The following is a 21,560-nucleotide window of genomic DNA, read 5'->3' on the forward strand; positions in this document are numbered from 1 at the left end:
CCCGCAGGAGCAAGAACATGAAGCGCATGGACGAGAAACTCAGCCGTATCCGCGCCGGCCAGTACCGGCGCACGGATTTCATCATCGCCGACGCCAAGGACGGCGACATGGGGCCGAGCATCACGTCCTGCGGGCCGAAGCGCGACAAGGACGGCAGCTACACCCGCTACAAGACCCGCGCGGAGTTCCTCGATTCCGTGCAGCAGGTGGTCGAGCAGGGCATCGTCGACATCATGCTGACATCGGTGTCCAACCTGGAGCAGCTGCACAAGCGCAAGGTTTTCGACAACAGCCCGGTGAAGCCGGCCATCCGCGCCAACGACACCACCGACGTGTGGGTGGTGCGCGGCGCGACCTATGCCAAGCAGCCGTCGCGGCCCTTCCGTTCGGCGAACCTGTCGCAGGTCATGTACGGCAAGCCTGCCCCGACGCCGGGCGCGCCGCTGGTCGGCACGGATCTCGGCCTGTACTCGATCACCTTCAACAATAATCTCGACGCCGACTACGCGTCCCTGAACGCCTTCACCGACTTCCGCAGGGATGCGCAGGCGAATGGGTTCACCTACTTCCTCGAGGTGTTCAACCCCAACGTCGAATGCGGCATCGCGCCGGAACTCGTGCCTCACTACCTGAATGATTGCCTCATGCGCTGCATCGCCGGCCTGACGGAAGCCGAGCGCCCGCGGTTCCTGAAGATCCCCTTCAACGGGCCGAAGGCTCTGGAAGAGCTCGCGTCGTATGACCCCGGCGTCATCGTCGGCGTGCTCGGCGGCGGTGCCGGCACCACGCGCGACTGCTTCGAGCTGCTCTACCAGTCCGAGAAGTACGGCGCCCGCGTCGCTCTCTTTGGCCGCAAGATCAACCTCGCGGAATCACCCCTCGCCATCGTCCGCCTGATGCGCGCCGTCGCCGACGGGGACGCGAGGCCGGAAGAGGCCGTGAAGGCCTATCACGGCGAGCTCCAGAAGGAGGGCATCAAGCCGTTCCGGTCCTTCGCCGAGGACAACGAGATCACCGAGGCCGTGCTGAAGCACGGCTGAAGTCTCGCAGCGCCGCGCGGGCTTTCCCCCGCGCGGCGTGCCCCGGCAGCAGAGGACAGGAAGCATGACGAGCGCGGCCCGCAGGGGCATCGTCACCGGTGGAACCTGGTGCGTCGACAACAACAAGCTCATCCAGGTCTGGCCGACGGAAGAGAGCTCGAACGAGATCTTCGAGCTCGACCCCAAGGGGGGAGGATCGGGCCATAACTTCGCGGCCGACATGCGGCTCCTCGACCCCGAAATGCCGGTCGATACGATCGGTGCCGTCGGGGACGACGACAATGGCCGGTTTCTGCTGGCCGAGTGTGACCGGCGCGGGATCGGCCGCAGCCAATTGTACGTCCTGAACGGTGTGACGCAATTCTCCGACGCCATGTGCATCCGGGAGACCGGCAAGCGTACCCACTTCTACTACCAGGGCGTGGGCACCCAGCTGACGCCCGACCACTTCGACTTCGGCCGTACCACCGCACGGATCCTGCATCTCGGCCTTCCCGGCGTACACGACACGATGGACCGGCCGTGGCATGACGAGCCCAATGGCTGGGTCGCGGCGCTGCGGAAGTCGCGGCAGGCCGGGCTCACCAACAATCTCGAGCTCGTCACCATCGACCGCGCCAAGCTCGCCGGCCTTGCACGACCATGCCTGCCGTGGCTGGACCTCCTCGTGGTCAACGACTTCGAGATCGGCGCGCTGGCAGGCGACATGACCGTCCGCGACGGCCAGACCGACGTGCCCGCCGTGCTCGCGGCGGCGCGCATGGTGCTGGAGCAGGGGACCATGCAGGTGCTCGCCGTGCACTTCCCGCGGGGTGCCGTTGCGCTGACGCGGGACGGCAACACGGTCGTGAAAGGGTCCACCCGCATCCCGCAGGAGATCGTGGTGGGCGCCAACGGCGCCGGCGATGCGTTCGCAGCCGGGTTCGTCTACGGCTTTCACGAGGGCTGGCCCCTGGAGCAGGCGCTTGCCCTGGCGCATGCCTCCGCAGCGACATCCATGCGCGCCATCTCGACCATCGACGGAGTCGAGGACTGGCGTACGTGCCTGCGCCTCGCGGACGGCTGGGGCTGGCGGGACGCACCCGCCTGAGCCCGCCGGGAGGATACGCAATGACCATGCATGTCGGCATCGACTGGGGCGGCACGAAGATCGAGGGCGTCGGGCTGCGGCCGGACGGCACCGAACTGGTGCGGCTTCGCGAGGACACGCCGCGTGGCGACTACGAGGCTTGCCTGAAGGCGGTGGCAACCGTCATCGCCCGCATCGAAGGCGAAGCGGGCGAGAAGGGCACGATCGGGATCGGCATACCGGGATCGCTGGACCCGAAGTCCGGTCTCGCCAAGGGTGCCAATTCCACCTGGATCCTCGGCAAACCCGTCGGTGATGACCTCCGCCGCGTGATCGGCCGGGAGATCCGCGTCGACAACGACGCCAACTGCCTGGCCGTCTCCGAAGCCATCGACGGGGCAGGAGCCGGGCACAACGTCGTCTTCGCGGTGATCCTGGGGACGGGGGCGGGAGCCGGCGTCGCCATCGGCGGCAGGGCCCATACGGGCCCGAACAACGGGGCGGGGGAGTGGGGGCACAATCCGCTTCCCATACCCGACGTCACCGAGATCCCGGGGACGCCCTGTTATTGCGGCAAGCACGGGTGCCTGGAGACCTGGGTGTCCGGCACCGGCTTCGGCAACGACTATGCCCGCCACGCACAGGACGCTCCCAAGCCCGTCGAGATCGTGCGGCGCATGCGGGCGGGCGACCGTCTCGCGCGGCTGGTCTGGGAACGCTACCTCGACCGGCTGGCGCGCGGACTGTCCCTCGTCGTCAATGCGCTCGACCCCGACGTCTTCGTCATGGGCGGCGGAATGTCGAATGTCGACGAGCTCTACAGCGAGTTGCCGCCCCGGCTCGCTGGCTACACCTTCTCGCCCGTCTTCTACACGCCCATCGTCAAGGCCCGCCACGGCGACGCCAGCGGCGTGCGCGGCGCGGCCTGGCTCTGGAGAAACGCGTGACCGGCACAATCGAGATCGACCGTCGCTTCGCCTTTCTTCCCGGCCTCATCGAGGAGGCGGGCGCGCTCGCCAATGACTACTTCAACCGCCTGCATACCCTGACGATCCGCTCCAAGGGCGCGCAGGACATGGTCTCGGAGGCGGACGAGGACACCGAGAAGCTGATCCGCAAAAGGCTCGGCGAGGCTTTTCCCGGCGACGGTTTCCTCGGAGAAGAAACCGGCCTGCTGGAGCCCGAGCCGGGCAGGGGGATCTGGGTTGTTGACCCCATCGACGGGACCCAGCCCTTCGTCAGCGGGCTGCGCAGCTGGTGCGTGTCCATCGGCTACGTGCATGGCGGCGAGATCGTCTTCGGTGCGGTCTACGACCCTGCCAACCGCGAGCTCTTCCTCGGGCGGCGGGGCGGGCAGGCGACGCTCAACGGCAGCTCGATCACGCCGCATCAGGGCAAGGCGCTGACGCAGGGGATCGTCAGCGTCGGCCATTCGCCGCGGGTCGCACCGGAGCGGGTGCTCGCGGTGTTGTCCGGCCTCCTGCACCAGGGTGGCATGTACCATCGCAACGGGTCCGGGGCGCTTTGCCTCTGCTACGTCGCATGCGGCAGGGTGCTCGGGTATGTCGAGTGCCACATCCACCCGTGGGATTGCATCGGTGCCATTGCCGTCGTGCGCGCGGCGGGCGGGATCACCAACGACTTCCTGGCCGATGATGGCCTGAGGAAGGGCAACATCATCGTCGCAGGTCCGCCGGCGGTCTATGATGCCTTGCGTGCGTTGCTGCCTGCCTGAGGCAGCAGGCCGGACGATTGGACAAATCCTCCTTCGCGGGCGTTAGCCGAAGCCGTGGCATGCTGTACGTGTGATCCGGGCCGATTCTGATGGGCCCGGCCAGCGAGGGAGCGCTGCCGATGAGCACCTCTGCGAGTCCGACAAGAGCGGCGGCTGCCATCCTCATGGCGCTTTCTGCAGCAGGAGCGATCGCCGCGGAGGTGGAGCCGGACGCACAGACCCGTCAGACGATGCAGGCCTGGGAGTCCGCCGATCAGGCTTGCCGCACGACGCTTGCCCAGGCTGCGTGCCAGACCCGGGCCGACACCTGGAACTGGTTGTTCCAGCGCGGTTGGCGGCGGAATGCCAAGGGGGAGTTCTTTCAGCTCCAGGGCGTTCAGGAACCTTTGCCGGGTCTGTCGGGATCTCAGATCAAACGGTAGGTCGGGCCGGAAGTGGCGAAGCTCCCGGCGTATCAGGCGCCGCAGCGATGGCCAGTCACGCGACTTTCCGGCCTCTGCCGCGCGAGGTTCAGCGCCCACACTGCCCTTGACCGGATCGCAACCAATCCCTACGAAACACGGGCAATGTTCGACCGTTCGGGGTATAGCGCAGCCTGGTAGCGCGGAAGTTTTGGGTGTTTCCGGTCATCCGTCACACCTTCCTAATCTTGCTGGTCTTTTTGGTCGTCACCTCCCCATCTACGTGAGTTTCTACGGGACTCGCTGTCGCGGCGAACTCGTCGACCAGATCGCGCAGATCCTCGTCGAGGACGTGGGCGTAGCGGCTGGTCGTAACCACGTCGGAGTGCCGGAGCAGCTTTGAGGTCGCCTTCAGGTTCCCGGTCTTCCGCAGGAACCGCGTGGCGAACGTGTGCCGTGTGTCGTGGAACCGGAAGTCGGTGATCTGCGCCTTCTCGACGGCCCGGCCGAAGGCGGTGTCGAGCCCGCTGTAGGCCATCGGCCTCCAGGCCCGGTCCGGCGTCTCCTCGGTCGGCTCGGGTCGCCAGCTGAAGACCCGCGACGGGTGGCGGTTCTGGAGCCGCCAGAGGCGGTCCCTGACGTCGGGCGGGATCGGGACCGGCGCCAGCTTGTTGCCCTTGCCGAGCACCAGCATCGTCCGCGCGCCCCAATCGATGGCATTCCATTCCAAGTTGACGAGCTCAGAGGCTCGCAGGCCCATGCGCAGGGCCGTGAAGACGATGTCGTGGTAGCGCTCATTGAGCGCGACGAAGAGCCGGCGCTCCTCGTCAATCGACATCGACCGAATCCGCTCCTGCGTCTCCTTCAGGAGGTGGGTGCGCCACTTGATCTTGCGGACATCCTGGGCCCAGACATCCCGCGCCCGGTTGAGCACCTTGCGCAGCGGCTCGGTCACCGAGCGGTTCACCGTCGACGGCGAGACCCGCTTCGGCTCCTTCCGCGGCCGCCGTCTTCGCTTGTGCTTTGATACCGTCTCGGCGGCCTTGTTGACCACGAACTCGCCGCGTCGTCGGGCGACCAGCGTGGCAACCATTTCGTCGGTGATCTCGCTGACGAGCGTGTCCTTGCCGAGGTACTCGATGATGTAGGCGAGCGACCACTCGGTCTGGTCCGGCCGCGGGTGGTGCTGGCCCACCTCGAGCCAGTAGCGGTCGCAGGCGATGTCGAGTGTCATGGGAGCGGCGCGAAGAAGCGCCGCCCGATCTAGCTCTTCCTTGGCCTCGGCGCGGCGCCGGCGCTCGAAGGCGTCAGCCTCTCGTTTCGCCGAGCAGCCAGTCGAGCCGAAAAACCGACGACCTCGCAGTCGGAAGTCGTAGACGTAGAAACCTGTCGCCTTGTGTAGGTAGGTGGACATTCGATCTTCCTTTGGGCGGTACGGAAGGCCTCGAGGTCCGCAGCATCGAACATTCTCTTCGGCCTCTTCAAGCCGCGCCCGACTATGATGGAGGCGATCTTCCCGTCCTTGACCAGATCGCGCAGCTGCCGGACCGAGATGCCAAGGCTCTCGGCTGCCTTGTCGGAGTGGAGGAGCGGGGTCATGGCTCCACCTTCAGAAACTTGCCGGCGGGGCATCCCGCTTCGAGCCACGCTTCCATCAGCGCCTGTCCCGGCTCCTTGTCACTTGCCATCACCGGCCTCCATCCCAAATCGAATGAGGAGGATGGACAGCAACTTCTGATCTCGCGCCCATGCGGCGGCAATGATCTGCCTGAAGAGCGTCCATTGGCGGTCACTCATCCCCGCCTCCCTTGTCAGACAGGGCGAGGACTACATACCCCGGCTCGATGCCGAACTGACCGCCCGTCAGAATGTAGCTGATGCGTCGCTCCAGACAGCGGTTCCGTTTCCAGCCGTTTTCCGCGAGCCTCTCGGTCCGGTAGAGCTTGAGCGTATCGCCCTTCTGGAACCCACGGTCGTCACGGCGGACCTCGAAATTCTTGTCGCCGCATTCAATGGCGTCCCAATACGGCGCGAGCGTTTTCAGTTCATGCGTGGTCATCCCCGCCTCCCTTGTCGTGTGCGGTGAGGGCGGCGCGGGCGCTCCGAACACAAGCTTCGTATCCGCCAAGCCAGTCCAACTCGTCAGGGTCGGTATCCGTGATTTCGGCATGGACGCGCTGGCGCGCTATCTCCCGCAGCGCCGCCAGCGCCGCGTCACGCTCCCCTGCCACGCGCTGGATGAGGTCTGCGGCTTCCCGACAGATCTCTATGTGAGCGTAACCAATTTCTGGGTCCCACACGGGCGCGCGCAGCCGCTCCACCATCTCCTTCACGTCGTCACTCATCCCCCACCCTCCCTGCCGCCTCACGGATCATCGCCTCAAGGCGAGTGTTCTGCGCATCACAAGCCGCATCACAAGCTGCAGCCCGAGCTGCATCCCGAGCTTCAACCCGGGCCGCTTTATTAGCTGCAGCCCAAGCCGCAGCTCGAGCCGCATCCCAAGCTGCATCCCAAGCGGCATCCCAAGCCGCAGCCCGAGCCGCACTCCAAGCCGCAGCTCGAGCCGCATCCCGAGCCTTAGCTTGAGCCGCAACCCAGGCCCTATCTCGGGCCGCAACCCGGGCCGCTTTATCAGCCGCTTCATCAGCCGCTTCATCAGCCGCAGCCCAAGCCGCAGCGCACAGGCTCTCGTCGCCGGTCTCAAGGTACTGGCGCACGACCTCGGGCATATCCCACAGGTGAGCTACGTCCAGAGCGCACTTCCGGGAGAACGCTCGCAGAACAGGCTCGGCGTCCATCCGCCACAAAATCAGCCTCTCCCGCCCAACAATCTTGTCATCGTCGTGGTGCTGGATATCGCCCCGGACCAGCACCCGGCAGAGCGTATCGCCGGGCGCGTATTTCAGCGCATCCATGATGCGGACGCTGGCGTGCAACCCGCTTCGGCAGGGCACGACAGGGCCGTCATGGATCAGCCATTCACCGTCCGGCGGGATAGGGCGGCCGTCACGCAGGGTGGAGCCACAGAAGTGCCAGGCGTGGATCATGTTGCGGGCTCCTTACGCTTCGGGCGCTCGCGAACAGGGCGTTCGTAAACGCCAGCCTGCACCAGCGTTTCAACGACCAACGGCCGATAAAACTCGGCGCGGTTGCGCTGCTTTCTCCCGTCGTCTCCGTCCTTCTCCACCATGCGATCTGCGTCACCCTCGCAGGCGTCGTCCAACCGGGCGCGATAGACGCGCAACACGATGTCATCAATGTCGATTGTCATGTCGTGATCTCCCCGATGCGGGCGCCCCAACAGTCACCGGCGACCGTCCCGCAGGGTGGGGCCGCAGAAGTGCCAGGCGTGGATCTCTTCGGTCATGTCGACGATCCCGGCCTCTTCGAGAGCAGCGCGATCTCGCGGTCCAGATACCAGCGCGCCTTCCGGAGATCCTCGATCTCGGTCTGGATGCCGCCCTTCAGACCGGCCCGCCAGATGTATTTGATCGCGTTGCCGCGGTTGAACGGCATGTGCTCGACGACGTCGATACACTCCACACCTGACGGGTGGGCGTTGTAATGCGGAGGGTGGTCAACCGGATCAGGCATTGTCTTTCTTCCTCAGCACGAGCTCGTATCCGAGCGCCTCGGCCACGTAGACGACCAGCAGGAGCCCGGGCTGGCGGCCTTGGCGGATCCGGCTTGCCAGGGCGGTTCTCGACACGCCGGTGCGATCAGCCAGGCGGTGATACGACCAGCGCTGCTCGTGGGCGGCCCGGAACAACTGATCGATGACCGGATGGCATGCCCGGTAGGGCGGCTTGATGTCGCCCTCTCGCCAGGACTTGATACCGGCCTTTCGGATGATCTTGCGAACGGTCTCGGCGGAGACGCCGTAGGTCTCCCGAAGTGCCTGACGAGTCGCCCCGGCCAGATGGGCCCGGACGATCTCATCATGTGGATAGCGACGAGGCGGCGGCATCAGTAGCGGCTCGAGACTGTGCCGCCACGGATGGCTTCACCGGCTAGGCCGCTTCCGGTAGCGGGATCGATCCGGCATCGATCATGCGGCTGCCAGAACCACGTGCCGCTACACGTCGCGTCGTTGCTCCGCGATGGTGCGGGCGTAGTCGATGCGGCTTTGGGCGGCTGCGGCGTCGTGCCTGGCGAGGTCGGCGGCGTTGAGGGCTTTGAGGGCGGTTGCGAGGGCGTAGAGGGAGGCTGCGACGGCGGCGATGGCGGCGAGGGCTGATGCGTAGGCGAGCATGTCGGGGCACTCCGTGGTCCTGCGATGGCGGTGGTGGTGAGAAAGCAGCCGATCACGGCCGCCGCGAGGATGCGGTGGTTCACAGCAGGCGCTCCTTCTGTGCGAGGGCTTGGTAGTCCGAGCAGATGCTCTCCATGAGCGCGATCTCACGATCGGCCTTGGCCTTGGTCAGGATCCCGCGCTCGATCCAGCGCTGGTAGACGCGCTTGCGGTAGCGGAGCTCGCGGTCGGCACAGTCGGCCTTCTCCTGTGCGGTGAAGATGATGACGTCGCCCATGGCTCAGGCCTTCACGCCGGCGATGACGGCCGCTGCGGCCTCGGCAGCGCGCTTGGTGACCTCCTGCCGCGCCAGCTTGGCGTGAGGCTCGAGCTCCTTCGCGAGGCCCTGGATGACGTGTTTCTCGATGAGCCACTCGATGCGGGTCTTCTTGGTGCCGTAGGTGTGGCCCGTGGCGGGCTTGCCGTCGTTGTCGACCAGCTGGTGCAGGAAGACGCCAGCGCCGTGCTCGACGATCTGCTCGACGCTCGTTGGCTCTCCAACCGCATTCCCGAACACGTCGAACTTCTGGATCGGCTTCGACAGGATCCCGGCGATCGTGGCATCGAGCGCTTCGTTGAGCTTGGCCGAGATGACCCGGTCAACCTCGGAGAGGACCGCCGCCTGGATCCCGTCGGCAGAGTAGGCGCCGCGCGCCAGGATCGTGCCGGCGAGACTGCGCACCACGTCGCCGTAGAGGCCGGAGGTGTCGAGGGATTCGACCTCGAGCCGCAGTTTCATCGGAGGGCCAGAGTCGCGAGGCTCGTCTTCGTATTCGCCGTAGCTCATGAGGGCTTGCTCCTCTTCGGGAAGGGTCTCTTCGGCCACCGGGTCTTGGGCCGGTCGGCGTGGTCGGCGGGCATGTAGGCGGGCACCGCCGTGCGCTCCGGAGCGGTCAGCAGGCGGGCGCGGAACTCCTGCTCGCGCTTCGCCAGCCGGCGCGTCTTCGCGATCTTGTGGACGTCGCCGCCGGCCGCCGTGGTGGCGGGCCCTGCGGTCTTCACCTTGTGGCAGGACCGATGGACTGCCTGGAGGTTCTCGACTGCATCGACGCCGCCCAGCGCGAGCGGTGTCGAATGGTCGAAGTCGAGACCCTCGAGATCGCCCAGCCGTTCGTTGCAGAGCGGGCACCTTGCCTGCGCCACGACGACCTTCAGCTTGTCGAGGGTGGTCAGCTTGCGGCGCTCGATCATGTGATCCCCGCCAACGCCAGGAGGCACCACCACAGCAGGGCGCCGAGCGGAATGCCGATGAGGATGCCTCGATAGAACTTCACGGACGCCTCCTCTCAGCGGACTGCGCCTCGGCTTCCTTCCGCAGGAGGCCGACGTCCATGCCCGGGCAGACCTCCTCGGTGATGAAGGTGAGCACCTGGTCGATGAAGAGCTTGAGCTCCTCGCGATCCATGTCGGCCGTTGAGCGCACCTCGACGGTGACCTCGCCGGTCTCGGTGTTGACGAAGGTGTCGTCCGTGAACCAGCCGAACCGGCGCTTGATCGTGTGCAAGATCTTCTCGCGCGACGTCGGTTCCGGCGCGTTCTCGACGGCCTCGGCGACTACGACGTTGAGGAACCGCAGCTGCTTCTCTGTTGAGCCCCGATAGGGCTTCAGGAGGAAGAGGCACGGCTCCATCCGCCGGAGAGCTTGCAGGTCAATGGGAGCGCCGTAGGTCAGGCGCTCGCCGTCCCACCGTGCAACGATCTGCTGGTTGCGTCCTCTCGCCATGGCGTCACCCCAGCGCCAGGCCGGCCAGGAAGGCCGCGAGGACGGAGAGAAGCGACGCCATCAGGCAGATGCGCAGCACACGATTGGTGAGCGTCGGCTCGATGGAGGTCTTCGCGCCCGCCATGGCCAGCACCGAGCCGATGCCCAGTAGAATGGCGATGACGATGAGGAAGGCGCCGGCGAGCGCGAGGATCGCGTTCATTGGCGCGGCTCGGCGGGTTCGACCGGGCCCGTGTAGGGCTCCAGGTAGCGGCTGCTCTGGTGGAACAGCGTGAAGGAGCCGTGGTCGCCATAGCAGCCAACGATCACGTCCAGCGAAAGCCCAAATTGGCAGCTGCCGCTCTCCTGGCGCTCGTCGACAATGGGCTTGGAGAGCACCTCCATGACCACCGAGACCTGGCCTTTCAGCGGCCGCGAGTAGATCGTGTATGGGCGGGCTACAACGAGGTCGCCCGGCTTGAACGGAGCGCGCTCTGCGTTCCACTCCGCATAGGTGTCGAGCACCTTGCGAGCCTCGATGGCTGGGTCGACTCGCGGCAGAGAGTTCTGCGCCGTCTGGGTGAGGAGATCCACGAAGTCCATGATCACTCTCCGGTCTTGGGCGGGTTCTCGGCAGCCTCGGCAGCCGCGTAGAGCGCGTTGTCGTGCGGGCGAAGGAGATCCCGGTCTTCGGCGGCGAGGCCGTTGAAGTGCCGGCGGAGCGCGACCTTGCCCTCCATCGCAGCCGTGCGAGCGTCTGCCAGGAGCTCCTCGAGCTTCGGATCGGCGGGTGGTGCCGGCGGCTCGGGTGCTGCCTCCGACTGCTGCCCGGACCTCATCGCCTCCAGCACCCGGTAGCGGGTCTCATCGATCTCCTCGACGAGCCCGTCGGTGCCCGGATGAGACCCATCGGTCGTCATCATCAGGGCTTCCGATTCCGGGTGGTGGAAGTAGCGAGGCGTCGGGATCGACCCGTTCTCCGCCGGGCCTCCCTCGGCCCCGGACGACGACGCCCGCCCGGCATCGTCATCGCTTGCGGCAGGAGACCTTGATGCCTCCTCCTGCTGCCTCTGGATCTCTTCCCTGATCGTCTCCTGACGCTGCTTGACCAGCGCGATCGCCTTGCGGCGGACGTCATCGGGCGCCTGCTTCACGTCGACCGAGAAGTTGCTCACCGTCGTGTCGACGTGCCCCAACGACTCGCACCGTGAGAGCTCAGCCTTCAGGTCGACCAGGAGCTTCTCCCAGCGGGCCGACGGATCCTGCTGCTCGCCGTCCTCGGTCCACTCCTGCTGCTGCGCCGGGTTGCCGCCCATGTCGGTGTAGGGCTGGCTGGTGCGGCCGCTGGTGACTGTGGCGGTGGCTGGCTTCAGTCCTTGCTGCTGGACCTGCGGCGGCGTGGGTGGCTCGACGACCTCGCCCTCAAGCAAGACGCCGGTGGACGGCAGCGCGTGCCCCTCCATCTCCTCTGCGGCGTACTCGGATCCGATCTCCTCCGGGAAGGCGCGGCGCAGTGCTGCGGCCTCGGCGCACTTCTCAAGCTGCCCGACCGGGCGCTTGGACCACATTTCGTTCGGTATGTCGGACTTGCCTTGCCGGGCGTAGGCTTCGAGCCAATAGACCTTCGGCCCAACGAACGGGACACGGACGCCGTCAACCAGCCGCCACACGGTGATCTGTCCCCACTCGGGGAACCTGACCGACAACTTCACGTGCCGGTTGTCCTTACCGACCATTCCCTCGAACGTCTTCTCGACGAAGTCGCCGGTGACCATCGCGTCGGCGCCGGCGTACTGCTTGGTCCGGAAAGCGGTGGTCCGGATCTCCGAGATGCCAGGCCAGATCGTCTCAACGTAGGTCCGCTTCTCGCTGGACCACATAGGTACAATGTGAACCGGCTTCTTCATCACATCGAGGTTGCGGGCCTTGCAGTAGGCCAGCGCCATCGCGATTGACTCGGCGCTCTTCGCGAGCGGGAAGATGGCCTCGGCGAGCACCTTCCACTGGTTGGCGTCCACGCCATAGGCGGCGACGGCTGAGGCGTTGTAGGGCAGCCGGACGGCCGGCAGGTTCTGGGCGGCGCTCATGCTGCGCGCTCCTCCTCGATGATCTCGGTGCCCGGGAAGGGCTCGGGCGCGCTGGCGCCGCTCTTCTCGACGAAGGCTCGGGCGGCGAGCTTGCAGGCGTGGGTGGTGGCGAACCACGCGAGGAGCTTCTCCTCGTCCACGATCCGGCAGACCTTGACCTTGCGGAGCCGGACACCACGGCCTTCGCCGGCCTTGACCGGCTTCGCCTCCAGCGCGCCCTTCGATGCGGCGGCGAGCTCGTCACGCCGCTTCTTCTCGGCCTGCAAGAACGGCAGCACCGTGTTGGCGGCCTGACGCGACAGCTGCTCGCACAGCCCCGTGATGGGCATCCACTTCCGGTCGACCTCTTGGCCGGCCCTAAGATACGGCTCCTTCTCGTCCTTGCGGGTCTTCTCCGCGAGGGCCTTGAGCTCGGCGAACCGAACCTTGTAGTTGCCGGCGAGGGTGGCCTGCTCCTCAGTTGTTATGACGCCGATGGAGTCGTGCCACTCGACGAACGCCTTCTGCGCGGCCTGGATCTGATCCTCGATGAGCTCCAGCGCGCTCGGGCCGTCGTTGGCCTCACTGTTGTCGCCGATGCCGCGCTCCACAGGCGCTTGCAGTTCGGCTGGCAGGTCGCCCGGCCACGCGCCGCCATGGTTGTAGGCGTGGTCGTAGTGCTCCTTGGAGACCGGCCGCTTGCAGCACTTGACGAAGGTCTCGGCAGCGATCGACGTGTCGACATCGACGGAGGCATCGCCATTGACGCCGACGCGTGTGAACCACTGCTCGCCGTTGGCCCAGATGGCCACGGGCTTGTCGAAGATGGATCCGTCGCGCTTCTTGAAGCGCCAGCGGTAGAAGCCCTGCTGGGGCTCGCCCTCCACGACCGGCGGTAGTGTCCCAGACAGCGCCTGCTGCCACCATGCCCAAGCGTTCGTCATGGCTCAGAACTCCATCGCAGAGTCGGGATCGGAGGCGGGCGGGTCTTCCGAGATGGGCGGCTTCGGGTCGTAGACGCCGGGCACCGGCTGCGGCTCGGGTGCGAGCTCCGCATCTGCTGGCGCCTGGACGAGCTCCGCCGTCTTGGCGCTCGCCACCACCGGCACGGATGCGCCCTCGACCTTGACCATCAGGTAGTCGCCATGGACCGCGAGAACCTCACCGTGCTGGGTGATGCCGGCGGCGAAAACCCGGACGACATCGCCCTTGTCGAAGGTGCGACCGACGATCTCGACGATGTGCTTGCGGTCCATGCTGACCAGCGTGCCGTCGTCGAGGGTCAGGAAGATCCAACCGCCACCCGAGACGGCGGGATCATGAGTAACCTTGGCGTGCAGAGAGACGACGTCTCCCTTCCGCACGTGGACGTTCGCGTCCAGCGGCATGGTAGTCTCCAGCGATGTGAGGGCGGTGAGGGAGAGAGCCACCGGGAGGAAGGTCGGCGGGCTCTCTCCCTGATCCGAAGCGCGAAGGGCTTGGGGGCCTGCCGCGCGCTCCGGGACTACGCTGCGGCTGCGGCCGCGAACGGATCGTCAGTTGCCGGCGGAGCAGGCGGCTCCGGCGGGGCGACCTCGGCGACAGTCTCGTCCGGCTCAGCCGTAGACGTCTCGCCCTTGTTCACCCGGCGCTTGACGTCGCCGGCGGCGCGGCGAGCCTGTCCGATCCGGTAGGCCACCTTCTCGATGAGAGCGGCGAGATCCTTGTTGCGGTAGGCCAGCGCGTTCTCGATGTCGTTCGCGGTGGCGTTGCCAATTGCCTGGCAGGCAAAGCTGATGTCGTGTTCGCGCTCATAGGCGCGGCAGTCGGCCTCGTTCTCGAAGACCTTCCCATCGAAAGCCAGATACTTCATTTCGGCTCCATCCCAGCAAAACGACGGAGCGCCGGAACGCCTCCGTCCAAACGATAGTCGAGCTCGGCCAACGCCGCGCCCAGGACAAGCAATCCGCCAACGAACAGGCACACGGCGGCCAGTAGAAGGGAGTAGATCTCGAAGCGCTCGATCATGCCGCGTACCGGCTGATGCGCTGACGCGCGTCGTTCTCGATCTCCTGGAGACGCGTCGAGATGTGAGCCGCGACCTGGTCGATCTGATCCTCGGTGAGCATGAGGTCGAACGGCTCTCGCGCGCTGTCGCTCATGTGCCGCCACGCCACCGTCTTCTGGCGGCGCTTGGTCAGTTCGTCCTGGACGTGGTTGAGGGCAACCGCCCGGTATCCCGGGTCAGTGACGTGGTTAACGCGTGCATCGATCTCGTCGATCGACGCCGAAACGTCGGCCTCGGTTGCCCACCGCATCTAGAGCCACTCCGTTGATGTCGCGACTATAGGCGCATTCATCCGTCACGCAAGCGTCAAATGCGGCGTATCATAAAAAAGAATATGTGGCGCATTAGGCGAGGGTATGCGTAGAACGGAAAGGGCCCCCGACGTGAGTCGAGGGCCCTAAAGCGGGATGGAGGGTCTTACAGACCGTGGCGTCCCCGCCTGCACTTGGAAGCAGGTACTGCCTACCACGGGGCGTGCCCTAGGCAAAGCCAGTCCGAACGAGAGAAGGCTGGGCACCGCGGCGGATGTTGCCGACGAGATAGTAGCTCTCAAGCTGACGGGGTCATCCTCCCGCGTCAGTGCCTCGTGGGCGCCGCGGCTCCAGCCGTCAGAGCACTCCAGGCTCGGGACACCTGTGATTTCGCTTCGGCGAAGTCGCAGGGCTGTCTCGTCCTAGGCCCCGGAACACCGCTCACCATCCGTCAGATAGAGGTGCTCCGTGGCAAAGAAGACGAAGAAGTCCAAGATGATGAGGTCCGCACGCAAGGCGCCTGAGTGGGTGCGCCACGTGGCGGCGACCAAGGCCAAGCCATTCAAACGCAGCGTCGGCAAGCTCGGCGCCGCCTCGTCCGTCCGGGTGATCATGAAGGATGGCGTGCTTCTCGATCCCGGGGCTACTGAGACCGGCTGAGCTCCGGGAACGGCCGGTAGAGGTACTGGTTGCAGCCGCTCGACCAGATGGCCTTCTGGACGTTGACGACCTGGCGGTTGGCGCCGATCTGGATCACCGACTCGGTGAGACCCGTGTAGCCGCCGAAGCCGTTGCGGGCGTTGAGCCGGACACACACGAGCGTCGACCCGAACGGTCCTGGCATCACAGACCCGATCTGCGCATCGCGAACCGAATCGGGATCCTTGAAGATCATCGACCTCTGCTGGACGATGATTTGCCGGGCCTGGGTGGGACCGACCTGGGCAATGCCGGGCGCCGACACGCAGGCCGGCAGGGTGGCGAGCAAAGCGATAGCGGCGATTCGTTTCATGGTCTCCTCGTCTTCAGGGCTCTGGAGAGAACCGGCTCATAGACCGCCGCCGCCACGACGATGCCGGTTACCGTTGTCTCCATGTGTGGATCATCAGCAGGCAACGGATCCTGCCATTGAGGGTTTGACGAGCGCGGGAACAGCAAGGCTCGAGGGCGCTTCGGGTTGTCGGTGATGATTCGGTACTCTTTGATCGTCACCTCGTATTCGCCATGGTCATTGCGACGCGTGACGATCACCCGGTCTCCGTATTGTGGTCGAAGGCCGGTGGCGATCGTCGAGACGGCGATGACGATCGTGCCCTCGGGGTAGACGAGGTCCATGCTGTCGCCGCGAACCTCGAAGGCCTGAGCCTTGAATTTGGCGACGTCCCGGCTGCACGGGAAGACGAACCTCTCCTGCTCGTCCACCGGCCACTCGACCGCTTCGATCCACTCGCCGGCCTGCACTGCACCGACCAGCCGCGTCGTAAGCCAGTAGCCGACCGCCGGCTCCTGCGGTGGCTCCATCACTATGAACTCGCTTCTCGGGATGCCCAGGAACTCCGCCAGGGCAGGGAAAAAGCGATGATGAGGTTCTTGGGTGCCGCGTTCCCATTTGGAGACGGTGGACTGATTCGCGCCAACGATTCGGGCGACATCGGCTTGCTCGATGCCCAGCTGCTGACGCTTGGCCTTCAGCAGCCGTCCTAGTTCTCTCATCGTCATCATACGAAGCGTTATGCACTGATCTGACAGATAATTCAAAGGCGCATTCGGTTTTTGGTTGACGCAAATGAGGTAGGCGCCTATATGCGTTTACCATGAGCACCATCAAGCACATCAGGCTGACCATCTTCCAGATGGATCAGAAAGAGTTCGCCAAGGCAGTGGGCGTCAACCAGTCCACCGTCTCCAAATGGGAACGCGGAGCGACCCTCACGCTGAAAAACGTGGTGGGACTTCGCCGCGCTGCGATCGATCTCGGTCTACCGTGGTCGGACGAGCTTCTCTTCTCCGAGCCGGATACCACCAGGATCCGGCGCCAGGAGCTCGAGCTTGAAGCCCGCAAGAAGCGGGACGAGCTCGAGGCGAAGATGAAGACGATTCGGCCGCTGCAAGACAGCCTGCGGGCCGTCGAGGCCGAACTCGAGGCGCTCGGGTGACAGGCATTCGGCGGGTTGGGATCCGGCTGCCGAACCACGTCGGCATCTTGCTCGACCGCATGTGCGCGGACGCGGGCAGGAAGCCCGAGGAGATCTGCTCCGCAATCGTCTGCGACGTGATCCTGGACGACGCGAAGCACCACCCGCCGGGTGACCTGCGCCGCAAGGTCGACAAGCCCGCCAGGCCGGTCACCAAGCCCGTGGACCCTGTCCCGATGCCGAAGGAGCCCGAGCCGGCTCCCAACACCGTCGGCGTGCCAGGAGCGCCCGTGCGGGGCCCGCGAGTCTGGTCTCCCTACGAGCTCCGCTGGCTCCAGACGATGCGCAGGATTGGGAACAACCCGCACGAGATCGCGGAGGCCATGGGCCTCCCGGTCCATGAGGTCAAGGCGGAGATCGCCAACCAGAGGAGGAAGCCTTGAACGACCGCGCGCCCTACCAAGTTGCGCCGGATCTCGCGCCGGCCGACTACGAAGCCCTGAAGGCCGACATCAAGGACCACGGCGTCCAGGTCGCCGTCGAGTACGATCAGGACGGCAACATCATCGACGGTCACCACCGCGTCAGGGCGTGTGAGGAGCTCGGCTTAAAGGACTGGCCGAGGGTCGTTCGTCCATACTCCGACGACGTCGCCCGCCGCTCGCAGGCCCGCCGGCTCAACATGAACCGCCGGCATCTCAAGACCGCCGACAAGCGGAAGATGATTGAGGACGAGCTTCGGGAGAACCCAGGGCAGGCGAACCGGGTAGTCGCAGAGAAGCTCGGAGTCAGCCACAACACCGTCATCGCTGCCCGGGATGGGCTCGCCTCAACTGGTCAAATTGACCAGTTGACCAAGACCACCGGCAAGGACGGCAAGGCTCGCCCGACGAAGCCTCGCAAGCCGAAGGCGCCCAAGCCCGCCGCCGCGCCGGAGCAGCCCGCCTCCAACGTCACGGTGCTGCCGACGGCAGCGAAGCCGGCCGAGGCACCGACGACAGAGCCGCCGAGCAATGTCGTCAAGCTCGGCGTCGAGCGCATCCCGACTCCGACTGAGATCGAGCAGCAGGTCGCCGCCGCGGATGCGGGGATGACGGCAGACGAGCTCGGCACCTTCGAGCACTCGAAGATCGAAGATCGCGCGCTCGCGATTACGCACGCCCTCAACACATTCGACCATGTCCAGATAACGGGCAAAGAGTTCTGGAAGGTGTACGGCAAGGATCCTTCCAAGACGCGGCTCATAGAGTGGGCCAAAAAGGCAAGAGTTGCCATCCACGACATTATCGAGGAGTACGAGAACAATGCTCTGGGAAAAGCCAACACCAAAAAGGGTCATCTCTAAGAAGGAGTTTCGCGAGGCTCTTGCTGAAGAGTTCAAGACGGTCAGCAACTTCAGGAAGCGGAAGAAGGGGCGGCCTCCGACGAACATTCTTGGGCTGACTCATGGGATCCAGCTGTGCGCGACCAAGGCGGTGGAAGTCCTCAATCTCAAGATCGAGGAGTTCGAGCAGGATGGCTGCATCATCGACCCGGAGCTCATGGAAGAATTCGGACCGAAGGCACGCCGGCAGTACGTGATCCGCCTTCTATATCAGATGTCAAAGATGCGGGCCCGCCGCGATCTCGAAGCGCCCATCGAAGCGTTGTTCAAGAGCCTCGGCCCACTGATCCGTACGGACAAGCTCGCCACGCCGGGGGCGCCGCCTCTGGCTGACGGTGAGGAGCGCTTCGTCTACGTGCTTTCAGAGACCGCGGAAGACACCGAACTGACGATCGCCTTCAACACGTTCCGCGACCTGGAGCAGGCAAAGTCCAACCGCGCTGCCGAGAAGATCAACATCTTCGGTGACGGTCTTGCCGCGCTGGCAAAGTACGGACCTGGCGTGTCGCTGATGGAAGCCTATGCGGCTGAAACCGCCGAGCGGAAGGCTCGCAGGTAAGCGTGGCCTACGGCCGGATCCAGCACGCCCATGAGGAACGGGGAGACGACGCCTACTTCACGCCGCGTGAAGCCGTCGTCTCCCTGATCCGGCTGGAGGCCGATCACCTCCCGAAGGTGATCCTCGAGCCGGCATGCGGGGACGGAGCCATCGTGCTCCCGCTCCGCGAGGCAGGGTTCCGTGTGGTGGCGTCCGACCTCAACGAGTGGGGCTGTCCAGACAGCTACTCCGGGGTCGACTTCCTCCGGACCCATGGACTGACGGCGGTGCCAGGGGTGGTGACGAACCCGCCCTACAAGCTCGCCAGGTGCTTCGTGGTCCGCGCGCTCCAGGTCGCGCCCTACGTCGCGATGTTGCTGCGGCTGCCCTTCCTCGAAGGGACCGGCCGCTTCGAGTGGTTCCAGCGTCAGCCGCCGGCACGCGTGTGGGTGTCCTCCCGGAGGCTCCCGATGATGCACAGACAAGGATGGGAAGGCCCGCGTTCGACCTCGAAGGTCGCCCACGCGTGGTTCGTCTGGGATGCGGCTTGGATCGGCGAGACGGTCGTCCGCTGGTTCGATTGGAAGGAGGGGGCAAATGTATCGCAGGGGGCTGAAGTCGGTCGAGAGGATGTCGCACCATCACCCGAGGCGGACGCCTGAGTGGCGGGCTCAGCACGCGCGCAAGGCGCTGCTGCTCTGGGGCAACAAGCACGACACATACGACATCGGAAAGATCCTCGGGATCCACGAGAGCGAGGCTTGCGCGCTGCTCCTGCTGGCCAGGGCCTCGTGATGGAGCGCAAGGCCACGATTCTCGAACTCGACATGGTCGACCACCTCACCATGAACCAGACACTGCACGGCATGCAGGCCATCCAGGACGCCTATCCCTGGCTCGCCAAGGCCTTCGCGGTGGCATCAATGAAGGCTTACGCGACCTACCTCCGCGTGTCCTTCGGACCAGAGGAAGCCGCCCGCCTCCTCTACCAACTCGCCGACGAGGCCGCGGACCGGGTGCCGCCGTCGTCGATCCGCACCCGGATCACGAAAGGGACATGAGATGGCAAAGACATTGAAGGCGGGCGAGGCGGAAAAGGGCGCGGTCGAGCTTAGCCCGGACAGCTTCCGGCGCTGGATCACCGACATCGTTCGGCTGAAGGCCGATGCCAAAGAGCGCAACGGCATGGCCGGGCAGGCGACCAACCAGGCGGTCGAGGCCACGGGTTTAGACAAGCGGGCCGTGACGCTGACGGCCACCTTGCAGCGAATGGAGCCGGCGAAGCGCACCACCATCGTCGAGGACATCCTCTCCGCGTTCGATGCGATGGGATGGACCGAGGAGGAGACGCTTTTCGGCACGCCGAAGGAGCAGGCAGCCGCGAAGAAGACGGCAGCCACCAACGACGAGGTCGATCCCTTCGACGCTGCGGCACCCGAGCCTCCTGCGCCTCCGGCTGACAAGCCGAAGAAGGGCAAGGGCATCTCCGGCACCGACCTCCAGAAGGCGGTCGAATCCGCCGGCGTTCACTGACCGGAGGGCTCCGCTGATGGCCGAATGGAACAAGGGCCCGATCCTCACGCTCGACCTCGCCTCCTCGACTGGCTGGGCAATCGCACGACCGGGCGAGAAGCTGCGGTTCGGCAGCGTGAAACTCGGCCTCAGCGGGGCCACTCCCGGGGAGAAGTTCCGCGGACTTCGTGCGTGGTTCATGGACATGACCGCGCTCGATACGCCCTATGCCGTGTGCTTCGAGGCGCCGCTCAATATCGGGGTGATGAGCAGGATCGGCGCCAACGCTGACACCGTCTACCTTGCCTTCGGGCTCTGCGCGATCATCGAGGAAGCGTCTCTTGAACGCGGCGTCACCCTGATCCGGCAGGTCAACGTCCAGGACGTCCGCAAGCACTTCGTCGGGCAGCGCACCTTCAAGGGTGGCCGTTCGGAATCGAAGCGGGCCGTCATGTCACGCTGCAAGCAGCTGGGGCATGACGTGAAGGGCGATGACGCCGCCGACGCGGTGGCGATCTGGGATTACGCCTGTTCGATCTGGGCTCCCAAGATCGCAGCGCAGCGCACGGTCGATGCGATGGTGGGAGGTGTCGCATGACCACCACCGAGCGCGTCCTGGGCTACCACGCCCGAGGGTTCACACCCGCCGAGATCTGGAAGCTGATGGAGGGTGAGGCCTCCGCCGGCACGATCCGCCTGATCATCGAGAAGCACTACGGGTCGCAGAACATGTCGAAGGTGGGCTCCACCTTCGACTTCCACGTTACGGGTATCGGTCTGATGCTCTTCTCCAACGCCGCCTCGGCGCGCGGCATGACCGCAACCGAGCTCGCCAGCGAATTGCTGCGCACCATCGCACTCGAGAACCTGGTCGCCGTCGTGCTCGATGGCGCCGATGAGGGGGCTTCCAATGTTGAATCGCGCTGAGATCATCGGCCATCTGGGCGCGGACCCAGAGCATCGCCGGACCAATAGCGGAGATCCGATCGCCAGCTTCAGGGTGGCCACCACCGAGAAGTGGACGACGAAGGATGGCGAGAAGAAGGAGCACACGGACTGGCATAGCGTCGTCTGCTTCAACGAGGGGCTCTGCTCTGTGATCGAGCGCTTCTTGCGCAAGGGATCGAAGGTGTTCGTCTCCGGAAAGCTCCAGACGCGGAAGTGGCAGGCCCAGGACGGGTCCGACCGCTACACCACCGAGATCGTGCTTCAGAAGTTCCGGGGCGAGCTCGTGCTGCTGGACAAGCTGGAGGGCAACCGGCCTCCGCCGGCGGACGACCCTGACAGCTACGGAACGACGAAGGACCGCGACAGCGGCGGCGGATCGCGTAAGAGCGACCTCGACGACGACATCCCGTTCTGAATCAAGCACTTAGTGATGAGTGTAA

39 protein-coding genes and 1 pseudogene are annotated in these 21,560 nt (G+C 65.4%); 17 read left to right on the forward strand and 23 right to left on the reverse strand.

The window, feature by feature from the left end; all coding sequences use genetic code 11:
• Positions 1-17 precede the first annotated feature (17 nt).
• The 5 genes from AC5JCN_RS06690 to AC5JCN_RS06710 all read left to right on the forward strand — a co-directional run bounded on the left by AC5JCN_RS06690 (position 18) and on the right by AC5JCN_RS06710 (position 4,266).
• Entirely contained in the window at positions 18-1,040 is a 1,023-nt protein-coding gene (locus AC5JCN_RS06690; protein ID WP_495754251.1) for a hypothetical protein, read from the forward strand.
• Between the two features lie 64 nt (positions 1,041-1,104).
• Complete coding sequence (locus AC5JCN_RS06695) at positions 1,105-2,130, forward strand: carbohydrate kinase family protein (RefSeq protein WP_495754252.1); 1,026 nt, start codon at positions 1,105-1,107, stop codon at positions 2,128-2,130.
• Positions 2,131-2,150: 20 nt separating this feature from the next.
• Positions 2,151-3,056, forward strand: a complete 906-nt coding sequence (locus tag AC5JCN_RS06700) for an ROK family protein (protein WP_495754253.1) — start codon at positions 2,151-2,153, stop codon at positions 3,054-3,056.
• Entirely contained in the window at positions 3,053-3,844 is a 792-nt protein-coding gene (locus AC5JCN_RS06705) for an inositol monophosphatase family protein (RefSeq protein WP_495754254.1), read from the forward strand. Before AC5JCN_RS06700 ends, AC5JCN_RS06705 begins: the two co-directional genes overlap by 4 nt.
• A gap of 119 nt (positions 3,845-3,963) precedes the next feature.
• Complete coding sequence (locus AC5JCN_RS06710) at positions 3,964-4,266, forward strand: hypothetical protein (RefSeq protein ID WP_495754255.1); 303 nt, start codon at positions 3,964-3,966, stop codon at positions 4,264-4,266.
• A gap of 211 nt (positions 4,267-4,477) precedes the next feature.
• Here the strand turns inward: AC5JCN_RS06710 and AC5JCN_RS06715 are convergent, their stop codons facing one another.
• From AC5JCN_RS06715 to AC5JCN_RS06815, 21 genes and pseudogenes are all read right to left on the reverse strand, one after another.
• A complete protein-coding gene (locus AC5JCN_RS06715) occupies positions 4,478-5,659 on the reverse strand; it encodes a tyrosine-type recombinase/integrase (RefSeq protein ID WP_495754256.1) in 1,182 nt (393 codons plus the stop codon).
• Positions 5,660-5,682: 23 nt separating this feature from the next.
• A pseudogene (locus AC5JCN_RS06720) lies at positions 5,683-5,877 on the reverse strand (helix-turn-helix domain-containing protein); the annotation flags it as partial.
• A 157-nt stretch (positions 5,878-6,034) separates the two neighbouring features.
• On the reverse strand, positions 6,035-6,304 hold the full coding sequence (locus tag AC5JCN_RS06725) for a DUF3850 domain-containing protein (RefSeq protein WP_495754257.1): 270 nt from the start codon (positions 6,302-6,304) through the stop codon (positions 6,035-6,037).
• Positions 6,291-6,590: a hypothetical protein gene (locus AC5JCN_RS06730; protein ID WP_495754258.1), complete on the reverse strand. Its 300-nt coding sequence runs from the start codon at positions 6,588-6,590 to the stop codon at positions 6,291-6,293. Before AC5JCN_RS06730 ends, AC5JCN_RS06725 begins: the two co-directional genes overlap by 14 nt.
• A complete protein-coding gene (locus AC5JCN_RS06735) occupies positions 6,583-7,293 on the reverse strand; it encodes a DUF7666 domain-containing protein (RefSeq protein ID WP_495754259.1) in 711 nt (236 codons plus the stop codon). Before AC5JCN_RS06735 ends, AC5JCN_RS06730 begins: the two co-directional genes overlap by 8 nt.
• A complete protein-coding gene (locus AC5JCN_RS06740; RefSeq protein WP_495754260.1) occupies positions 7,290-7,517 on the reverse strand; it encodes a hypothetical protein in 228 nt (75 codons plus the stop codon). Before AC5JCN_RS06740 ends, AC5JCN_RS06735 begins: the two co-directional genes overlap by 4 nt.
• Before the next feature lie 92 nt (positions 7,518-7,609).
• On the reverse strand, positions 7,610-7,840 hold the full coding sequence (locus tag AC5JCN_RS06745) for a DUF3310 domain-containing protein (protein ID WP_495754261.1): 231 nt from the start codon (positions 7,838-7,840) through the stop codon (positions 7,610-7,612).
• Entirely contained in the window at positions 7,833-8,213 is a 381-nt protein-coding gene (locus AC5JCN_RS06750) for a helix-turn-helix domain-containing protein (protein WP_495754262.1), read from the reverse strand. The genes AC5JCN_RS06745 and AC5JCN_RS06750 overlap by 8 nt, the downstream gene beginning before the upstream one ends.
• 108 nt (positions 8,214-8,321) lie before the next feature.
• Positions 8,322-8,498, reverse strand: a complete 177-nt coding sequence (locus tag AC5JCN_RS06755; protein ID WP_495754263.1) for a hypothetical protein — start codon at positions 8,496-8,498, stop codon at positions 8,322-8,324.
• Between the two features lie 79 nt (positions 8,499-8,577).
• Positions 8,578-8,775 carry a hypothetical protein gene (locus tag AC5JCN_RS06760; RefSeq protein ID WP_495754264.1) on the reverse strand — a complete coding sequence of 66 codons (198 nt, stop codon included), beginning with the start codon at positions 8,773-8,775 and terminating at the stop codon, positions 8,578-8,580.
• Positions 8,776-8,778: 3 nt separating this feature from the next.
• A complete protein-coding gene (locus AC5JCN_RS06765; RefSeq protein ID WP_495754265.1) occupies positions 8,779-9,324 on the reverse strand; it encodes a hypothetical protein in 546 nt (181 codons plus the stop codon).
• Positions 9,321-9,728, reverse strand: coding sequence for an HNH endonuclease signature motif containing protein (locus tag AC5JCN_RS06770; protein ID WP_495754266.1), 408 nt, complete (start codon positions 9,726-9,728; stop codon positions 9,321-9,323). The genes AC5JCN_RS06765 and AC5JCN_RS06770 overlap by 4 nt, the downstream gene beginning before the upstream one ends.
• Before the next feature lie 79 nt (positions 9,729-9,807).
• Complete coding sequence (locus AC5JCN_RS06775; RefSeq protein WP_495754267.1) at positions 9,808-10,260, reverse strand: hypothetical protein; 453 nt, start codon at positions 10,258-10,260, stop codon at positions 9,808-9,810.
• Between the two features lie 4 nt (positions 10,261-10,264).
• Positions 10,265-10,462: a hypothetical protein gene (locus AC5JCN_RS06780; protein WP_495754268.1), complete on the reverse strand. Its 198-nt coding sequence runs from the start codon at positions 10,460-10,462 to the stop codon at positions 10,265-10,267.
• The gene (locus tag AC5JCN_RS06785; RefSeq protein WP_495754269.1) at positions 10,459-10,842 is read right to left on the reverse strand and encodes a hypothetical protein; all 384 of its coding nucleotides are present in this window, start codon (positions 10,840-10,842) and stop codon (positions 10,459-10,461) included. The genes AC5JCN_RS06780 and AC5JCN_RS06785 overlap by 4 nt, the downstream gene beginning before the upstream one ends.
• A 2-nt stretch (positions 10,843-10,844) precedes the next feature.
• Positions 10,845-12,326, reverse strand: a complete 1,482-nt coding sequence (gene bet, locus AC5JCN_RS06790) for a phage recombination protein Bet (RefSeq protein ID WP_495754270.1) — start codon at positions 12,324-12,326, stop codon at positions 10,845-10,847.
• Positions 12,323-13,249, reverse strand: a complete 927-nt coding sequence (locus tag AC5JCN_RS06795; RefSeq protein ID WP_495754271.1) for a hypothetical protein — start codon at positions 13,247-13,249, stop codon at positions 12,323-12,325. Before AC5JCN_RS06795 ends, bet begins: the two co-directional genes overlap by 4 nt.
• Before the next feature lie 3 nt (positions 13,250-13,252).
• The gene (locus tag AC5JCN_RS06800; RefSeq protein WP_495754272.1) at positions 13,253-13,693 is read right to left on the reverse strand and encodes a hypothetical protein; all 441 of its coding nucleotides are present in this window, start codon (positions 13,691-13,693) and stop codon (positions 13,253-13,255) included.
• 116 nt (positions 13,694-13,809) lie between these two features.
• The gene (locus AC5JCN_RS06805; RefSeq protein ID WP_495754273.1) at positions 13,810-14,157 is read right to left on the reverse strand and encodes a hypothetical protein; all 348 of its coding nucleotides are present in this window, start codon (positions 14,155-14,157) and stop codon (positions 13,810-13,812) included.
• Positions 14,154-14,312: a hypothetical protein gene (locus tag AC5JCN_RS06810; protein WP_495754274.1), complete on the reverse strand. Its 159-nt coding sequence runs from the start codon at positions 14,310-14,312 to the stop codon at positions 14,154-14,156. Before AC5JCN_RS06810 ends, AC5JCN_RS06805 begins: the two co-directional genes overlap by 4 nt.
• Complete coding sequence (locus AC5JCN_RS06815; protein WP_495754275.1) at positions 14,309-14,602, reverse strand: hypothetical protein; 294 nt, start codon at positions 14,600-14,602, stop codon at positions 14,309-14,311. The genes AC5JCN_RS06810 and AC5JCN_RS06815 overlap by 4 nt, the downstream gene beginning before the upstream one ends.
• 469 nt (positions 14,603-15,071) lie before the next feature.
• Here AC5JCN_RS06815 and AC5JCN_RS06820 point away from each other — a divergent pair, with 469 nt between their 5' ends.
• Complete coding sequence (locus tag AC5JCN_RS06820) at positions 15,072-15,263, forward strand: hypothetical protein (RefSeq protein WP_495754276.1); 192 nt, start codon at positions 15,072-15,074, stop codon at positions 15,261-15,263.
• On the opposite strand, the gene AC5JCN_RS06825 is transcribed toward AC5JCN_RS06820, so the two are convergent.
• Positions 15,247-15,615 (reverse strand): hypothetical protein, encoded by a 369-nt coding sequence (locus tag AC5JCN_RS06825; protein WP_495754277.1) that lies wholly within the window; start codon positions 15,613-15,615, stop codon positions 15,247-15,249. The genes AC5JCN_RS06820 and AC5JCN_RS06825 overlap by 17 nt on opposite strands.
• On the reverse strand, positions 15,612-16,325 hold the full coding sequence (locus AC5JCN_RS06830) for a LexA family protein (protein WP_495754278.1): 714 nt from the start codon (positions 16,323-16,325) through the stop codon (positions 15,612-15,614). The genes AC5JCN_RS06825 and AC5JCN_RS06830 overlap by 4 nt, the downstream gene beginning before the upstream one ends.
• Positions 16,326-16,417: 92 nt before the next feature.
• Between AC5JCN_RS06830 and AC5JCN_RS06835 the strand changes: the two genes are divergently transcribed.
• Genes AC5JCN_RS06835 through ssb form a run of 11 tightly spaced genes read left to right on the forward strand, consistent with a single transcriptional unit; the run spans position 16,418 to position 21,535 of the window.
• Entirely contained in the window at positions 16,418-16,759 is a 342-nt protein-coding gene (locus AC5JCN_RS06835; protein WP_495754279.1) for a helix-turn-helix domain-containing protein, read from the forward strand.
• Complete coding sequence (locus AC5JCN_RS06840; protein ID WP_495754280.1) at positions 16,756-17,181, forward strand: hypothetical protein; 426 nt, start codon at positions 16,756-16,758, stop codon at positions 17,179-17,181. Before AC5JCN_RS06835 ends, AC5JCN_RS06840 begins: the two co-directional genes overlap by 4 nt.
• Positions 17,178-18,083, forward strand: coding sequence for a ParB N-terminal domain-containing protein (locus tag AC5JCN_RS06845; RefSeq protein ID WP_495754281.1), 906 nt, complete (start codon positions 17,178-17,180; stop codon positions 18,081-18,083). Before AC5JCN_RS06840 ends, AC5JCN_RS06845 begins: the two co-directional genes overlap by 4 nt.
• Positions 18,043-18,681 carry a hypothetical protein gene (locus AC5JCN_RS06850; protein ID WP_495754282.1) on the forward strand — a complete coding sequence of 213 codons (639 nt, stop codon included), beginning with the start codon at positions 18,043-18,045 and terminating at the stop codon, positions 18,679-18,681. The genes AC5JCN_RS06845 and AC5JCN_RS06850 overlap by 41 nt, the downstream gene beginning before the upstream one ends.
• Positions 18,682-18,683: 2 nt before the next feature.
• Positions 18,684-19,322 carry a hypothetical protein gene (locus tag AC5JCN_RS06855; protein WP_495754283.1) on the forward strand — a complete coding sequence of 213 codons (639 nt, stop codon included), beginning with the start codon at positions 18,684-18,686 and terminating at the stop codon, positions 19,320-19,322.
• On the forward strand, positions 19,291-19,455 hold the full coding sequence (locus tag AC5JCN_RS06860; RefSeq protein ID WP_495754284.1) for a hypothetical protein: 165 nt from the start codon (positions 19,291-19,293) through the stop codon (positions 19,453-19,455). Before AC5JCN_RS06855 ends, AC5JCN_RS06860 begins: the two co-directional genes overlap by 32 nt.
• Complete coding sequence (locus AC5JCN_RS06865) at positions 19,422-19,721, forward strand: hypothetical protein (RefSeq protein ID WP_495754285.1); 300 nt, start codon at positions 19,422-19,424, stop codon at positions 19,719-19,721. Before AC5JCN_RS06860 ends, AC5JCN_RS06865 begins: the two co-directional genes overlap by 34 nt.
• A 1-nt stretch (position 19,722) precedes the next feature.
• The gene (locus tag AC5JCN_RS06870; protein WP_495754286.1) at positions 19,723-20,193 is read left to right on the forward strand and encodes a hypothetical protein; all 471 of its coding nucleotides are present in this window, start codon (positions 19,723-19,725) and stop codon (positions 20,191-20,193) included.
• 16 nt (positions 20,194-20,209) lie between these two features.
• On the forward strand, positions 20,210-20,770 hold the full coding sequence (locus AC5JCN_RS06875) for a hypothetical protein (RefSeq protein ID WP_495754287.1): 561 nt from the start codon (positions 20,210-20,212) through the stop codon (positions 20,768-20,770).
• Positions 20,767-21,099 carry a hypothetical protein gene (locus tag AC5JCN_RS06880; protein ID WP_495754288.1) on the forward strand — a complete coding sequence of 111 codons (333 nt, stop codon included), beginning with the start codon at positions 20,767-20,769 and terminating at the stop codon, positions 21,097-21,099. Before AC5JCN_RS06875 ends, AC5JCN_RS06880 begins: the two co-directional genes overlap by 4 nt.
• On the forward strand, positions 21,083-21,535 hold the full coding sequence (gene ssb, locus AC5JCN_RS06885; RefSeq protein ID WP_495754289.1) for a single-stranded DNA-binding protein: 453 nt from the start codon (positions 21,083-21,085) through the stop codon (positions 21,533-21,535). The genes AC5JCN_RS06880 and ssb overlap by 17 nt, the downstream gene beginning before the upstream one ends.
• Positions 21,536-21,560: the final 25 nt, after the last annotated feature.

It is taken from the genome of Alsobacter sp., assembly GCF_059501845.1.

Bases quoted from the DNA above. Each gene is read 5' to 3' on its own strand.
- AC5JCN_RS06690 (WP_495754251.1), top strand. From the start codon at position 18: ATGAAGCGCATGGACGAGAAACTCAGCCGTATCCGCGCCGGCCAGTAC.
- AC5JCN_RS06695 (WP_495754252.1), top strand. From the start codon at position 1,105: ATGACGAGCGCGGCCCGCAGGGGCATCGTCACCGGTGGAACCTGGTGC.
- AC5JCN_RS06700 (WP_495754253.1), top strand. From the start codon at position 2,151: ATGACCATGCATGTCGGCATCGACTGGGGCGGCACGAAGATCGAGGGC.
- AC5JCN_RS06710 (WP_495754255.1), top strand. From the start codon at position 3,964: ATGAGCACCTCTGCGAGTCCGACAAGAGCGGCGGCTGCCATCCTCATG.
- AC5JCN_RS06715 (WP_495754256.1), bottom strand. From the start codon at position 5,659: ATGTCCACCTACCTACACAAGGCGACAGGTTTCTACGTCTACGACTTC.
- AC5JCN_RS06725 (WP_495754257.1), bottom strand. From the start codon at position 6,304: ATGACCACGCATGAACTGAAAACGCTCGCGCCGTATTGGGACGCCATT.
- AC5JCN_RS06730 (WP_495754258.1), bottom strand. From the start codon at position 6,590: ATGAGTGACGACGTGAAGGAGATGGTGGAGCGGCTGCGCGCGCCCGTG.
- AC5JCN_RS06735 (WP_495754259.1), bottom strand. From the start codon at position 7,293: ATGATCCACGCCTGGCACTTCTGTGGCTCCACCCTGCGTGACGGCCGC.
- AC5JCN_RS06740 (WP_495754260.1), bottom strand. From the start codon at position 7,517: ATGACAATCGACATTGATGACATCGTGTTGCGCGTCTATCGCGCCCGG.
- AC5JCN_RS06745 (WP_495754261.1), bottom strand. From the start codon at position 7,840: ATGCCTGATCCGGTTGACCACCCTCCGCATTACAACGCCCACCCGTCA.
- AC5JCN_RS06750 (WP_495754262.1), bottom strand. From the start codon at position 8,213: ATGCCGCCGCCTCGTCGCTATCCACATGATGAGATCGTCCGGGCCCAT.
- AC5JCN_RS06755 (WP_495754263.1), bottom strand. From the start codon at position 8,498: ATGCTCGCCTACGCATCAGCCCTCGCCGCCATCGCCGCCGTCGCAGCC.
- AC5JCN_RS06760 (WP_495754264.1), bottom strand. From the start codon at position 8,775: ATGGGCGACGTCATCATCTTCACCGCACAGGAGAAGGCCGACTGTGCC.
- AC5JCN_RS06765 (WP_495754265.1), bottom strand. From the start codon at position 9,324: ATGAGCTACGGCGAATACGAAGACGAGCCTCGCGACTCTGGCCCTCCG.
- AC5JCN_RS06770 (WP_495754266.1), bottom strand. From the start codon at position 9,728: ATGATCGAGCGCCGCAAGCTGACCACCCTCGACAAGCTGAAGGTCGTC.
- AC5JCN_RS06775 (WP_495754267.1), bottom strand. From the start codon at position 10,260: ATGGCGAGAGGACGCAACCAGCAGATCGTTGCACGGTGGGACGGCGAG.
- AC5JCN_RS06780 (WP_495754268.1), bottom strand. From the start codon at position 10,462: ATGAACGCGATCCTCGCGCTCGCCGGCGCCTTCCTCATCGTCATCGCC.
- AC5JCN_RS06785 (WP_495754269.1), bottom strand. From the start codon at position 10,842: ATGGACTTCGTGGATCTCCTCACCCAGACGGCGCAGAACTCTCTGCCG.
- bet (WP_495754270.1), bottom strand. From the start codon at position 12,326: ATGAGCGCCGCCCAGAACCTGCCGGCCGTCCGGCTGCCCTACAACGCC.
- AC5JCN_RS06795 (WP_495754271.1), bottom strand. From the start codon at position 13,249: ATGACGAACGCTTGGGCATGGTGGCAGCAGGCGCTGTCTGGGACACTA.
- AC5JCN_RS06800 (WP_495754272.1), bottom strand. From the start codon at position 13,693: ATGCCGCTGGACGCGAACGTCCACGTGCGGAAGGGAGACGTCGTCTCT.
- AC5JCN_RS06805 (WP_495754273.1), bottom strand. From the start codon at position 14,157: ATGAAGTATCTGGCTTTCGATGGGAAGGTCTTCGAGAACGAGGCCGAC.
- AC5JCN_RS06810 (WP_495754274.1), bottom strand. From the start codon at position 14,312: ATGATCGAGCGCTTCGAGATCTACTCCCTTCTACTGGCCGCCGTGTGC.
- AC5JCN_RS06815 (WP_495754275.1), bottom strand. From the start codon at position 14,602: ATGCGGTGGGCAACCGAGGCCGACGTTTCGGCGTCGATCGACGAGATC.
- AC5JCN_RS06825 (WP_495754277.1), bottom strand. From the start codon at position 15,615: ATGAAACGAATCGCCGCTATCGCTTTGCTCGCCACCCTGCCGGCCTGC.
- AC5JCN_RS06830 (WP_495754278.1), bottom strand. From the start codon at position 16,325: ATGATGACGATGAGAGAACTAGGACGGCTGCTGAAGGCCAAGCGTCAG.
- AC5JCN_RS06835 (WP_495754279.1), top strand. From the start codon at position 16,418: ATGAGCACCATCAAGCACATCAGGCTGACCATCTTCCAGATGGATCAG.
- AC5JCN_RS06850 (WP_495754282.1), top strand. From the start codon at position 18,043: ATGCTCTGGGAAAAGCCAACACCAAAAAGGGTCATCTCTAAGAAGGAG.
- AC5JCN_RS06860 (WP_495754284.1), top strand. From the start codon at position 19,291: ATGTCGCACCATCACCCGAGGCGGACGCCTGAGTGGCGGGCTCAGCAC.
- AC5JCN_RS06870 (WP_495754286.1), top strand. From the start codon at position 19,723: ATGGCAAAGACATTGAAGGCGGGCGAGGCGGAAAAGGGCGCGGTCGAG.
- AC5JCN_RS06875 (WP_495754287.1), top strand. From the start codon at position 20,210: ATGGCCGAATGGAACAAGGGCCCGATCCTCACGCTCGACCTCGCCTCC.
- AC5JCN_RS06880 (WP_495754288.1), top strand. From the start codon at position 20,767: ATGACCACCACCGAGCGCGTCCTGGGCTACCACGCCCGAGGGTTCACA.
- ssb (WP_495754289.1), top strand. From the start codon at position 21,083: ATGTTGAATCGCGCTGAGATCATCGGCCATCTGGGCGCGGACCCAGAG.